General features: G+C 65.4%; 13 protein-coding genes. 2 read left to right on the forward strand and 11 right to left on the reverse strand.

Translation table 11 applies throughout. From position 1 onward, the window contains the following. Positions 1-44: 44 nt before the first annotated feature. Both HU729_RS23130 and HU729_RS23135 read right to left on the reverse strand, forming a co-directional pair. Positions 45-488 (reverse strand): GNAT family N-acetyltransferase, encoded by a 444-nt coding sequence (locus HU729_RS23130; RefSeq protein ID WP_186711657.1) that lies wholly within the window; start codon positions 486-488, stop codon positions 45-47. Between the two features lie 68 nt (positions 489-556). Beyond that, a complete protein-coding gene (locus HU729_RS23135) occupies positions 557-1,198 on the reverse strand; it encodes an HD domain-containing protein (RefSeq protein ID WP_186669653.1) in 642 nt (213 codons plus the stop codon). 182 nt (positions 1,199-1,380) lie between these two features. Between HU729_RS23135 and HU729_RS23140 the strand changes: the two genes are divergently transcribed. Then, positions 1,381-2,346: a helix-turn-helix domain-containing protein gene (locus HU729_RS23140; protein ID WP_186669651.1), complete on the forward strand. Its 966-nt coding sequence runs from the start codon at positions 1,381-1,383 to the stop codon at positions 2,344-2,346. Here the strand turns inward: HU729_RS23140 and HU729_RS23145 are convergent. The 9 genes from HU729_RS23145 to HU729_RS23185 form a co-directional block, all read right to left on the reverse strand. Beyond that, positions 2,328-3,023, reverse strand: coding sequence for a GntR family transcriptional regulator (locus tag HU729_RS23145; protein WP_186711658.1), 696 nt, complete (start codon positions 3,021-3,023; stop codon positions 2,328-2,330). The two genes, HU729_RS23140 and HU729_RS23145, sit on opposite strands and share 19 nt — an antisense overlap. A gap of 16 nt (positions 3,024-3,039) precedes the next feature. After that, a complete protein-coding gene (locus tag HU729_RS23150) occupies positions 3,040-3,747 on the reverse strand; it encodes an FCD domain-containing protein (protein WP_186711659.1) in 708 nt (235 codons plus the stop codon). 70 nt (positions 3,748-3,817) lie between these two features. Continuing rightward, positions 3,818-5,128 carry a C4-dicarboxylate transporter DctA gene (locus HU729_RS23155; protein ID WP_186711660.1) on the reverse strand — a complete coding sequence of 437 codons (1,311 nt, stop codon included), beginning with the start codon at positions 5,126-5,128 and terminating at the stop codon, positions 3,818-3,820. A gap of 279 nt (positions 5,129-5,407) precedes the next feature. After that, entirely contained in the window at positions 5,408-5,902 is a 495-nt protein-coding gene (locus HU729_RS23160) for an Lrp/AsnC family transcriptional regulator (protein ID WP_186711661.1), read from the reverse strand. Between the two features lie 11 nt (positions 5,903-5,913). After that, entirely contained in the window at positions 5,914-6,729 is an 816-nt protein-coding gene (locus HU729_RS23165) for an ATP-binding cassette domain-containing protein (protein WP_238343293.1), read from the reverse strand. 4 nt (positions 6,730-6,733) lie between these two features. Next, positions 6,734-7,447 (reverse strand): ABC transporter permease, encoded by a 714-nt coding sequence (locus HU729_RS23170; protein ID WP_054892428.1) that lies wholly within the window; start codon positions 7,445-7,447, stop codon positions 6,734-6,736. After that, positions 7,444-8,145, reverse strand: a complete 702-nt coding sequence (locus tag HU729_RS23175) for an ABC transporter permease (RefSeq protein ID WP_186669643.1) — start codon at positions 8,143-8,145, stop codon at positions 7,444-7,446. Before HU729_RS23175 ends, HU729_RS23170 begins: the two co-directional genes overlap by 4 nt. A gap of 93 nt (positions 8,146-8,238) precedes the next feature. Then, a complete protein-coding gene (locus tag HU729_RS23180) occupies positions 8,239-9,018 on the reverse strand; it encodes an ABC transporter substrate-binding protein (protein WP_186669642.1) in 780 nt (259 codons plus the stop codon). Between the two features lie 255 nt (positions 9,019-9,273). Further along, positions 9,274-10,206 (reverse strand): siderophore-interacting protein, encoded by a 933-nt coding sequence (locus tag HU729_RS23185; RefSeq protein WP_186711662.1) that lies wholly within the window; start codon positions 10,204-10,206, stop codon positions 9,274-9,276. A gap of 138 nt (positions 10,207-10,344) precedes the next feature. Between HU729_RS23185 and HU729_RS23190 the strand changes: the two genes are divergently transcribed. After that, a complete protein-coding gene (locus HU729_RS23190) occupies positions 10,345-11,967 on the forward strand; it encodes a twin-arginine translocation signal domain-containing protein (protein ID WP_186711663.1) in 1,623 nt (540 codons plus the stop codon). The last annotated feature ends 53 nt before the right edge of the window (positions 11,968-12,020 follow it).

Raw genomic sequence — 12,020 nt, forward strand, 5'->3', positions numbered from 1 at the left:
GAAGGGCCGCAGAGCGGCCCCCTTTTGCAGTTCGAAAGCCATGTTCAGCCCTCGCGTTTCAGATGCAGCAGCGGATAAGGATCGCCCTGCCCATCGACTTCGCTGCGTCCGGTCTGGACGAAGCCCTGGTTGAGGTAGAAGCCCACGGCCTGCGGGTTCTGTTCGTTGACATCGACCTCGCGCACGCCCATTTCGGCGACGACCTGGGCCAACAGGGCCTTGCCGATGCCCTGGCCGCGGTAGGTCGGGTCGACGAAAAGCATCTCTAACTTGCCCTCGTGTACCCCGGCAAAGCCACGGATCCGGCCCTGTTGATCGTACTCGGCGCGCAGTTGGACGAAGCCCAGGTACTGGTCGCGCACTAGCGGGCGCAAGCGTTCGATGTAGCCTTCGGGAAGAAAATCGTGCGTCGCCCGCACCGAGGCTTCCCACAGTTCGGTCAGGCGCTCGAACTGTTCTGCGCCGACTGGGGCGATGGTGTGTTGCATAAGGCCTCCTGGCGTGTGATTTGCCGGGCGCATGGTAAGGCGCCCGGCAAGCCTTGGCCAGCGAGGCCTCAGCTTGGCCAGCAGGACTGGCGGATCACGCTGCAGAAGTTGCCGGGATGGAAGCCCGGTTCCTTGTCGGCGATGACATCGCCCTTGACGTTGCCGAAGGTGGTCTGCGGCTTGTGGCGGATGCCATCGTAGAAGGCCTGGATGATCGCTTCCTTGAACTGCTCGCCACGGGGATGGGCCTGGACTACGGCGTCGCGCTCGGCGGTGCTCAGCCCTTCATGGTGCAGGCCAAGGACGTCGGTTTCGACGCCGGCGGTCACCAGCGCGATCAGCGGGTGCATGAACTCGGGAATACCCGGTGTGGTGTGCAGGGCGATGGCGGTCCAGACCCGCTCGATGTCGCGTTCGGCTATGCCGTGGCCCTTGAGGAAGTCGCGGGCGGCGTTGGCGCCGTCGACCTCGAAGCGGCAGCAGTCGCTGCTGTGCTGATGGGTCAGACCCATGTCGTGGAACATGCAGCCGCAGTACAGCAGTTCACTGTCGAACTTCAGGCCCAGGCGCTTGCCGGCCAGGGCGGCGAAGTAGAACACCCGGCTGGAATGGTGGAACAGCAATGGCGAGGCGGTGTCGCGGACCAGTTCGGTGATCTCGCGGGCCATGGCGCTGTCGGGTACCTGGATACCGGCGATGGAGGTGGACATGGGTGACTCCTTGGGGGGGTTGGTGGTGGAGTCAGTGTGGCGGTGAGGGGGTATGTCCTCAATTGACGTTATGCGCCAGATCCTGCCATTGTCGGTTTGCGACGGACATGGCCTGCGCGGTGGGCTGGCTGGGGTCTTATGCTGTTGCTGTCAGCCTTTTCGCGCTCCTACAGGATCTCCAGATGCCCTCACTGACCCTCGCCATCCTGGCCATGCCCGGTGTCCAGTTGCTCGACGCCAGCGGCCCGCTCGATGTCTTCGCCGAGGCCAACCGCCAGGCCGGTCGCGAGGTCTATCGCCTGCGCCTGCTGGCCTGCGAGCCCGGCCCGCTGGTCAGTTCGTCCGGCGCGCGCCTGCTGCCCGATGGCTGGATCGGCGACACCATTGAGCCCATCGACACCCTGCTGATCGCCGGTACGCCACAGGCGGCCAGCCAGCACCTGCGCAGCGGCATCCTCGACTGGTTGCGTGGGCGTGCCGCCAGTTGCCGGCGCTACGGATCGGTCTGCACCGGGGCCTTCGCCCTGGCTGCTGCCGGCCTACTCGATGGCCGACGCATCACCACGCACTGGGCGGTCGCCGAGGTCTTGGCCGAGCGCTATCCCGAGGTGCAGGTGGAGGCCGATGCGATCCAGGTCCATGACGGCAAGGTGCGCACTGCGGCGGGTGTGACGTCCGGGCTGGACCTGGCGTTGAGCCTGGTGGAGGAAGACCTGGGGCGAGAACTCGCCAAGCAGGTGGCAGGGCAGTTGGTGATGTACTTCAAGCGTCCGGGTGGGCAATTGCAGTTCAGTCGCCAGGGTGGCTCTTCGCCGGTCGGTCGCTCGGTGCTTCAGGGGTTGCAGCGCTATGTGGCGGCCAATCCGGCCGAGGATCACAGCATCGCCAGCCTGGCGCAGCGGGCGGGCCTCAGCCCGCGGCACTTCGCCCGGCTGTTCCAGGCCGATGTCGGCATGACCCCTGCGGCCTGGGTGGAACTGGCACGGGTCAATGCCGCGCGCGAACGCCTCGAGGGCGGACGCGAGCCGCCCAAGCAGGTGGCGGCCTTGTGTGGCTTCGCCAATGTCGACACCCTGCGCCGCGCTTTCGTGCGGCATGTCGGAGTTACCCCGGCGGACTACCGCAAACGTTACGCGCGCACGCTCTGATCGAGGTCGAGCTTGGCTTCGAGGCGGTCCAGGTGCTGGTGCATCAGCTCAAGCGCCGCGGTGCTGTCGCCGTCTTCCACCGCGTCGATGATTGCCGCGTGCTCTTCCCAGGCGCAGTGCTCGCAGCAGGGCGACTCGTAGCGGGCGATGATCAGCGAGGTCATCGGCACCAGGCCGTTGAGAAAGCGCGCCAGCGGCGCGTTGTTGGCCATCTGCGCAAGCTTGAGGTGGAATTCGCCGCCCAGGCGGATGGCCGTGCAGCGCTCGCCACGCTCGTAGTGCAGGCGTTCGCGCTCCACCAATTGGCGCAGTTGACGGATCTGCCCCGGGCGCGCGCGCTGGGTGGCCAGGCCGATCAGCGTGGTTTCGGCCAGGCGCCGGGCACTGAGCACCTGGCGCGCCTGCTGTGGATCGGGTGCGGCCAGGTGTGCGGTGTGGCTGGGGCGCTGCACCACCACCTGCTGGTCGGCCAGACGCCCGAGCACCCGGCGGATCACGGTGCGGCTGACGCCGAAGGCATTGCCCAGCGCCTGCTCGGGCAGGGCGCTGCCAGGGGGCAGGCGCTGTTCGAGGATGGCGTCGAACAGGCGTGGGTAGATCTGTTCGGCGCCCAGGCGGCCTTCGCCGGTCTTGATCAGCTGGGGCAGGCGCGGGTCGGCGTGGGCGAAGGCGGTCATGGTCGCTCTCCTGACGTCAAAGATGCGGGTCCGGTTGGTCGTCCGGGATGTTCAGTTCGATGCCCATGCGCTGGCCTTCGGCGAGGATGTGCCGGCGCATCTGGGCGCTGGCCTGGGCGCTGTTGCGTGCGCGGATGGCGCGCACCACGGCCTCGTTCTCTTCGAGCCGTGCGGCCAGGTGTTCGGGGGAGTCGCGCAGCATCGCCGCGCTCTGCTTGAGCGCGTTGCTGGTCTGCTGCACCACGCTCTGGAAGATCGGGTTGGTGGTCAGCGCGAACAGCGCTTCGTGGAAGGCGATGTAGGCGGCCACGCCTGCCTCGCTGTCGCTGGCGTCAACGGCTTCGCGCAGGTCCACCAGGGTCAGGCGCAACTGGCCGATGTCCTGCTTGCCCGCCGATTGCGCGACCAGCCCGGCGATGAAGGGCTCGAGGGTGTAGCGCAGCTCCAGCACATCGGCCAGGCTGGCGGCGCCGACACCCTCGGTGCCTGGTGTCAGGGTGGCGTCGGCATCCAGCACCAGCACACCTTTGCCGGGCATCGAACGTACCAGCCCGAGGGTTTCCAGAACGATCACCGCTTCGCGCAGGCTGGGGCGGCTGATGCCCAGTTGTTCGGCCAGCTCGCGCTGGCCGGGCAGCATTTCGCCGCTGCGCCACTGACCGCGGGCCAGGGCCTTGCGCAGCTTTTCCACCACGGAGTTGACGACGGTCGATGAGCTGATCACGGTTCGCTCCTTGATTGAAACCTGAGTCTTGTCGCCTGTGGGCCGGCGCTGAACGTCGGCCCTGGCACGGTCAGAATTCCTGCTGATGGGCCTGGCCCTGCTTGCGCGCTACCGGTTCGAAGCCAGGCTTGCCGGCCAGCACGTTGTTGGCGCGCTGCATGTCGATATCCTTCTCCCAGCGGGCGATGGCCACGGTGGCGACACAGTTGCCGATCAGGTTGGTCAGTGCCCGGCCGATGCCCATGAACCAGTCCACGGCCAGCACCAGCACCAGGCCGACCACCGGGATCGCCGGAACCGCGGTCAGGGTGGCGGCCAGGATCACCAGCGCCGAGCCCGGGATGCCGTGGGCGCCCTTGGAGGTGACCAGCGACACCAGCAGGATGGTCAGCAGGTCGGTCATGGCCAGTGGCGTGCCGGTGGCGTTGGCGATGAACACGATGGCCAGGGTGAGGTAGATCGAGAAACCGTCCAGGTTGAACGAATAGCCGGTCGGAATCACCAGCCCCACGGTGGAACTGCCGATCCCCAGGTGTTCGAGCTTGCGCATCACCTGTGGCAGTACGGCGTCGGAGGAGGCGGTGCCGAGGACGATGGTCAGTTCCTCGCGCAGGTACTTGATGAACGGGATCAACTTCAGCCCCGACACTCGCATCACCGTGCCCAGGATCAGCAGCACGAAGCCTGCACAGGTGATGTAGAACAGCGCCACCAGCCCGCCCAAGTGCTGCAGCGACTCCAGGCCGTACTTGCTGGTGGTGAAGGCGATGGCGCCGAACACGCCGATCGGCGCCAGGCGCACGATCATGCCCATGATGCGGAAGATCACATGGCTCAGTTCGTTGATCAGGCGCGAGATGCCCGAGGCCGACTCGCCGACCAGGTTCAGCGCACTGCCGAACAACACGGCGAACAGCAGGACCTGGAGGATGTTGTTGTCGGCGAAGGCACCGATCACCGAGGTCGGGATCAGATCCATGAAGAACGCCGTGGCGCCGTGGATGTGCGCACCGCGATCGGCCAGGGCACCGGCGTCGGCGCTGGAGAGCTGGTCGAGGTGGATGTTGGCACCTTGGCCGATGCCGGTAGAGAAGGCCAGCACCAGGCCGATGATCAGGGCGATGGTGGTGAGGATTTCGAAGTAGATCACCGACTTCAGGCCAATGCGCCCGACCTTCTTCAGGTCGCCCGCGCCGGAGATGCCACTGACCACCACGCAGAACACGATGATGCCGATGAGCATCTTGATCAGTTTGATGAAGCCGTCACCGAGGGGTTTGAGCTGCAGGGATACTTCAGGAAAGCTGAGACCGCAGATAACGCCCAGGGCAAGGCCCAGGACAACTTGGAGGAAGATCGAACGCGAGCACCATTTGAGCATGGGAGGGATCTCTGATTCGGTGTCCCTGCTTCGATGCACGCCAGGGGCTGGCGGGCGAAAGAGCGCAGGACTTAATTATTGTGGTCTTACCGGTTTGTCCAGTGCGGGGTAAATGTAAGCGCGAATTTCGGCGCTTGGCAAGGCTTTTTGGACTTACCGGTCTGACCAGTTGGCGATCAGTCGAGCTCGGAGGCTCTGGTGTGCCGGTTAGCGCAGGGAAGGGGTGTGAAGCGCGGGTGGGTGAGGTGAAGGGGGCGCCAGGCGGCCCCCAAGGATGTTTCAGGCTTGTGGTGCGAGGCTCTTGACCGCCGCCAGCTCCGGGTGGGCGACCAGCTTGTCGATGTGCAGTTCGTCGTCGTTCATCCAGGCCTCGGTCAGCACCCGGTAGTGCTCCATGTCGCGGCAGCGCATGCGCAGGCTGTAGTCGAAATGGCCGCTGATCAGCTGGCATTCAAAGACCTGCGGGCAGGCCCGCACGGTGGCCTCGAAGGCACGCTGGGCGGAACGCCCGCTCTGGTTGGACAAGGCCACCAGCACCAACAGCGACAGGCCGGGCGACACCTGCTGCAGGTCAATGATCGCACCGTAGCCGCGGATCACACCTCGTCGCTCCAGCTTGCGCACCCGCTCAAGGCAAGGCCTGGGCGTCAGGTGCACGAGGGTCGAGAGCTTCTCGTAGGTGATCCTGCCGTGGTGGCGCAGCACATCGATGATCGCTTCATCGATGCGGTCCAGCGGCGGGTTGGCAGGGGAACGGGTGGCCTTGCTATCCATACGGCGTGACTTCACTTCAAACGGTTTGAGAGAAACTGTTGCAGGCGTGGGCTCTGCGGGTGGTCGAGGATGTCGGCACTGCCGTGTTCCTCCACCAGTCCCTGGTGCAGGAACAGCACCTGGCTGGACACCTGACGGGCAAAGCCCATCTCGTGGGTGACCATGAGCATGGTACGTCCTTCCTCGGCGAGCGTCTGTATGACCTTGAGCACCTCGCCGACCAGCTCGGGGTCGAGCGCCGAGGTCGGTTCGTCGAACAGGATGATCTCCGGTTCCATGGCCAGTGCGCGGGCGATCGCCACCCGCTGCTGCTGGCCGCCGGAGAGGAAGGCAGGGTACTGCTCGGCGGCGCGCGCGGGCAGGCCGACCTTGTCCAGGTAGGTGCGAGCCCGTGCCTGGGCTTCGGCGGCACTGATGCCCAGCACCTTGCGCGGTGCCAGGCAAATGTTTTCCAGCACGGTCAGGTGGCTCCACAGGTTGAAATGCTGAAACACCATCGCCAGGCGCGTGCGCAGGTTCTGCAGTTGCGCAGGTGGCGGCGTGCGGGTGCCGGGGCGGATCTGCAGGGTCTGGCCATCGAGGGTGATGCTGCCGGCATCGGGCTGTTCGAGGAAGTTGATGCAGCGCAGGAAGGTGCTCTTGCCCGAGCCACTGGCGCCGATCAGACTGATCACGTCGCCCTTGCGGGCCTGCAGCGATACGCCCTTGAGCACCTGGTGCTCGCCGTAGTGCTTGTGCAGGGCGTCGACGCTGAGCTTGATCGCGCTCGCATGGGCCTGGGTGGAGGGCGCGTGTTCGAAGTTCAAAGGCAGTGCGGTGGCGGTCATGGGATCAGCCTCGTACGGGATCAAGGAAGCGCATCCAGCGGCGCTCGGCGAGTCGGAACAGGCCGACCAGGGCGAAGGACAGCAACATGTACAGCAGCGCGGCTACACCGAAGGCCTGGAAGGTCAGGAAGGTCGCGGCGTTGGCATCGCGCGCCACCTTGAGGATGTCGGCGACGGTGGCGGTGAAGGCCAGCGAGGTGGCATGCAGCATGAGGATCAGCTCGTTGCTGTAGGCCGGCAGCGAGCGGCGCAGGGCCGCGGGCAGTACCAGGAACAGGTTCAGCTTCCAGCCGCGCAGGCCATAGGCCTGGGCCGCCTCCAGTTCGCCGGCGGGCAGGTTGCGAATCGCCCCGGCGAAGATCTCCACGGTGTAGGCGCAGGTGTTGAGCACGAACGCCAGCAGGGTGCAGTTGAGTGCGTTGCGCAAGAACTGGTCGAGTAGCGCGTGTTCGCGCACCACCTCCAGGCTGTAGAGGCCTGTGTAGCAGATCAGCAACTGGATATAGAGCGGTGTGCCGCGGAACACGAAGGTGTACACCTGCACCGGCACGCGCAGCCAGCTGTGGCGCGATACCCGCGCCAGCGCCAGGGGTAGCGAAAGGACGAAACCCAGGACCATGCTTGCCAGGAACAACCACAGCGTCATGGCCAGGCCCGACAGACCACTGCCATCGTTGTACAGATAGGCGATGCCGTATTGCTGAAGGAGTTCGATCATCGTGCCAGTCCCCGCACGCCGGTGTTGTAGCGCCGCTCAAGGTGCTTGAACAGGCGGTTGGAAAGGGTGGTGATCAGCAGGTAGACCAACCCGGCCAGGCACAGGAAGAACAGCATGTCGTTGGTGGTCTTGCCGGCGTTCTGCGCGGCCTTGACCAGGTCTGCCAGGCCGATGATCGACACCAGTGCGGTGGACTTGAGCAACACCAGCCAGTTGTTGCCAAGCCCTGGCAGGGCGAAACGCATCAGTTGCGGGAACAGCACCAGGCGAAAGCGCTGGGCACGGCTCAGGCCGTAGGCGGTGGCTGCCTCCAGTTGGCCGACGGGCACGCTGAGGATGGCGCCGCGGAAGTTCTCGGTGAAGTAGGCGCCGTAGATGAAGCCCAGGGTCAGCACGCCGGCGCCGAAAGGGTCGATTTCAACGTAGTCCCAACCCAGTGCTTCGGTGAGGTCGTTGAGCCAGATCTGCATGCTGTAGAACAACAGCAGGATCAGCACCAGGTCCGGGACGCTGCGGATCAGTGTGGTGTAGAGGGTGGCCGGGATACGCAGCAGCTTGGAGTGCGACAGCTTGGCGCTGGCGCCGACCAGGCCGAGCAGCAGGCTGAGCAGCAACGACAGGAATGCCAGCTTCAGGGTCATCCAGGTGCCTTGGGCCAGCAACGGGCCGAAGCCTTGCAGAGAAAGCAAGTCGTTCATGAGAGGGTCTCGTGCGACGGGATGGCTTGGGGATCGACGATGTCGGCGCTGGCTGCGTCGCGGGCAGGTCGGGGCCAGCGCCGGCAGCGACGATCACTCGTTGTAGATGTCCAGGTCGCCCACGTACTTCTTCTGGATTTCGGCATAGGTGCCATCGGCGTGGATCGCCGCGATGCCCTTGTCGAGCAGCGCCTTGAGCTCCGGGTCGGTCTTGCGCAGGCCCATGGCAATGTCCAGTGGCAGGCTTGGGTCCTTGATCGCCGGGCCGCTCTTGAAGTCGGCGCCTTCGGGTTTGGAGAGGAAGTTCAGTTGCGCCTCGAGGCGGTCGGTCACGGTGGCGTCGAGGCGGCCGTTCTGCAGGTCGGCATAGTTCTGGTCCTGGGACTGGTAGGCCCTGACCTGCACGCCCAGCGGGGTCAGCACGGCGCGGGCATAGGCTTCCTGCAGCGAGCCCTGCAGTACGCCGACCTGCTTGCCCTTGAGCGATTCGGGGGTATCACCGAAGTCGGCGGACGCGCGCACCACCACCGAGGTGGGGCTGAGGAACAGGCGGTCGGTGAAGTCGATCTGCTTCAGGCGCGCTGGGGTGACGGCCATCGACGACATGATGGCGTCGAACTTGCGCGCACGTAGCGCCGGGATCATGCCGTCGAATTCGTTGTGCACCCAGGTGCACTTGACCTGCAGCTTGGCGCAGATGGCGTTGCCCAGCTCGATGTCGAAGCCTTGCAGGCTGCCATCGGCGGCGACGGATTCGAAGGGTGGGTATTCGGGGAAGACGCCGAAGCGGATTTCGGTCCATTCCTTGGCCTGGACGGCAGTGGCACACAGCGAGAACAGCAGGACGCCGAAGCGTTTTCGCATGGAGAGCATAGGTGTGGTCCCTGGGTGTTGTTATTGGTTGTAGGGCGGTGTAGTGCGTAGGTCTGTCCGTGACTCGGGAGTCGGGCTCAGGATGCGCGAGGCAGAGGGTTTTTTTGTGTCGTTTGTACAGGTGCAGGGGACCGGATTCGGTCGTTAACGGCGGGGTGACGGCGGAATCGGCTGTCATGACATCGATTTACAGATGTGCGACAGCGTTTTTGGTGTGTGAGCCCGGGAATACAGCGGGTGCGATAGCGGTCGATGCTACTCCAGGGTGCGTCCGGCCCGCCAATAGCCCATCAGCGTCAGGCTGTCGCGCGCCAGGCCACGCTCCTTGATCAGGTAGCGACGGATCTCCATCACCGTCGCCGACTCCCCGGCGATCCAGGCATGAAAGGCCGCGGCCTTGTCGCTGGCCAGTTCCCAGAGGATGCGCTGGTCGATGTCGACCTCCTCGAGTTCGGCGTTGCGGGTCGCTGTCGGGTTCGGCAGCGTGGCCAGTTCGCGCACCGCGTGCAGCATGCCTTGGCCGTGATCGCAGGCCAGCACGTCGCGGGGTAGCCAGTGCACCCGGGTGGCCGGGCCGTGGCGCAGGTCAAGGCAGTCCAGGTCCAGGGGAACCTCGATGAAGGCTTCGACCGCCAGGTGCGGGCGGGTGTCGGCCAACTGTTCGAGCGCCCCGGCAATCGCCGGCAGTGCGGTCTCGTCGCCCACCAGCAGAATCTGCCGTGCCTCGCGTGGGGGCTTCCACTCATAACCGCCGGGGTCGCCGTCATAGGCGAGGTTCGGTGCAACCATCTGCAGCCGATCACCGGGGCGCGCATGGGTCGCCCAGGCCGAGGCGGGGCCATTGACCCCATGCAGGACGAAATCCACCTCCACCTCATGCTGCGCGCGCCGCAGGGCGCGCAACGTGTAGGTGCGCATGGGGGGCGTCTGCGCCGCCGGGAGGTCGCGCCGTGCCTGCTGCCATTTCTCGTGCTGGGGGAGTCGTGGTGGCTGGCCGTCGGGGGAGGGGAAGAACAGCTTGATGCGCTGGTCCGGCGCCAGGGTGGTCATTTGCCCGATGTCTTCGCCGGTGAAGACGAAACGACACAGCGAAGGGCTCAGGGGCACGATGGTCTTGAGCTCGACATCGAAGATCCGGTAAGCGCTGGCCCGGTTCGGGCGAATCAGGCGCGAGAGGAAGGAGGTCATCGGCAGCCTCTGCTGGCAAGGAGTCTTCTGAAGGAACGAGCGCCACCCGTGGTGAATTAGCCCCGGTAAATTTTGCCCGCCAGCGTACGTTCTAGCTTGGATAGAAGCCGCAGCATGGCTGGAACGGATAGAGGCGCAATGACCATTTCCCGACGAGGATTCATCGCAGGCCTGGCAGTGGCGGGGGCCGCGGGTACCGCCGCCTACTATGCGCACAAGGAGCTGACCCACGACCCTGAAGACGACATCGTCACCCCGGGTGAGGCCAGCGTCGAGCTTGCCGACCTTGCCGGGCAACTGCTGGCCGATCACTTGCGGGGTGTCTGGGATATCCGTTTCGATGGCGCCGATGGTGGCCTCGAGGGCTTGCCGCGCGAGGGCGTCGAGGTGTTCTTCGACGTCGCCACCAAAGGCCGTGGGCTGCGTGGTTTCGTTGATACCGGCGAGCGCCTGCGAGCTGATGGTCCGGCCGCCTACCGGGTGCTGGGCGATCTGGTCGGAGCCTCGTCTGCCCAGGTGCGCTGGCGCCTGCTCAGTCAGGACGGTGGGCCGAGCTATGAGTGCGTGGCCAGCCTCGACGAGGTGTGGGGCGAGTTCGCCAACGCCGGCAGCGGCACCCTCAGCGGCCGCTTGCAGCGCCTTGATCGGCCCCTTACCTTGCCGGTGGCGGACAGCCGCTTCGTTGCCGTCAAGCGCCTGTTCCCAGAGGCGCGTGAGCGCCTGCCCTATACCCCGGCCATGCAGGCCTGGGTCATCAGCCCCGAGCATCGTTTGTTCCACCAGCTCTGGCATGCGACCCGCGATCAGTGGCACAAGATTCCCGAAGACAAGCGTAATGCGTTGCGCGGCCTGGGCTGGCAGCCAGGGCCGCGCGACCACGAGCGCGACGCCCGTGGGCCGCGCAAGCACCGCAATGGTTCGGGCGTGGACTTTCTGTTCATGCACCGGCACATGCTCGCTGCCGCACGCGCCCTGCAGGACCTGCCCTCCTGGCAGCGCTTTCCGCTGCCACAGCCCAATGTCGAGTTCGACCGGCAGGGTTTTGCCCGCTATTACGACAACCACGACGGCTGCTGCGTGCCGCCGCCCTGGCAAGCGCCGGGCGACGACGAGTATGGCCAGTGGGTGTCGGCGATCAAGGCCGGGGAGACGTTCTGCAGCAACTTCCAGGTCTGGGAGTCGCAATACCAGGATCCGCAGTACCTGTCGAAGCTGAGCCTGGGCACCTTTGGTTCGGAAGTGGAGATGAACCTGCACGACTGGCTGCACATGTGCTGGGCCTCGGTGCCCCGGGACCCGTCCAACAGTGCGCCGGTGCCCTTTGCGCGCGACCCGTCGGATTTCGCCGGGCGCTGGTTCGGCCGTGAGAACGACTTCCTGGGTGATCCGTTTTCCTCCCATGTACACCCGGTGTTCTGGGGGTTCCATGGTTGGATCGACGACCGGATCGAAGACTGGTATCGCGCCCATGAACGCTATCACCCCGGCCAGGTGCGGCGCCTGGAGGTCAATGGCGTGAAGTGGTTCGCGCCGGGGCCTTGGGTGGAAGTCGGCGACCCCTGGCTGGGGCCGGACACTCATGGGTGCAGTACCACACCGGGTATTCGTCCGGGCAAGACAGTGGAGATGGATGTGGAGGTGATGAAGCTTGCGCTGCGTATCACCTTCGGCGAAGAGGACGGCATCGCCGACCTGCTGCGGCGGGTGCCGCGTCGGCCTTGGTACGCGCGTAACCTGTCGATGAAGAACATTCTTTCGTGAATAACGCCGAGTCGTGCTTTTCGCGGGCAAGTCGCAGCGGCGGTTCGCCGCTG

The organism is Pseudomonas sp. RW10S2 (assembly GCF_014268985.1).
GTDB classification, from domain to species: Bacteria; Pseudomonadota; Gammaproteobacteria; order Pseudomonadales; family Pseudomonadaceae; genus Aquipseudomonas; species Aquipseudomonas wayambapalatensis.

Coding starts and splice junctions, on each gene's coding strand:
- HU729_RS23185 (WP_186711662.1), bottom strand. CDS start 10,206: ATGACCTCCTTCCTCTCGCGCCTGATTCGCCCGAACCGGGCCAGCGCT.
- HU729_RS23175 (WP_186669643.1), bottom strand. CDS start 8,145: ATGAACGACTTGCTTTCTCTGCAAGGCTTCGGCCCGTTGCTGGCCCAA.
- HU729_RS23170 (WP_054892428.1), bottom strand. CDS start 7,447: ATGATCGAACTCCTTCAGCAATACGGCATCGCCTATCTGTACAACGAT.
- HU729_RS23130 (WP_186711657.1), bottom strand. CDS start 488: ATGCAACACACCATCGCCCCAGTCGGCGCAGAACAGTTCGAGCGCCTG.
- HU729_RS23160 (WP_186711661.1), bottom strand. CDS start 5,902: ATGGATAGCAAGGCCACCCGTTCCCCTGCCAACCCGCCGCTGGACCGC.
- HU729_RS23155 (WP_186711660.1), bottom strand. CDS start 5,128: ATGCTCAAATGGTGCTCGCGTTCGATCTTCCTCCAAGTTGTCCTGGGC.
- HU729_RS23180 (WP_186669642.1), bottom strand. CDS start 9,018: ATGCTCTCCATGCGAAAACGCTTCGGCGTCCTGCTGTTCTCGCTGTGT.
- HU729_RS23135 (WP_186669653.1), bottom strand. CDS start 1,198: ATGTCCACCTCCATCGCCGGTATCCAGGTACCCGACAGCGCCATGGCC.
- HU729_RS23140 (WP_186669651.1), top strand. CDS start 1,381: ATGCCCTCACTGACCCTCGCCATCCTGGCCATGCCCGGTGTCCAGTTG.
- HU729_RS23190 (WP_186711663.1), top strand. CDS start 10,345: ATGACCATTTCCCGACGAGGATTCATCGCAGGCCTGGCAGTGGCGGGG.
- HU729_RS23145 (WP_186711658.1), bottom strand. CDS start 3,023: ATGACCGCCTTCGCCCACGCCGACCCGCGCCTGCCCCAGCTGATCAAG.
- HU729_RS23165 (WP_238343293.1), bottom strand. CDS start 6,729: ATGACCGCCACCGCACTGCCTTTGAACTTCGAACACGCGCCCTCCACC.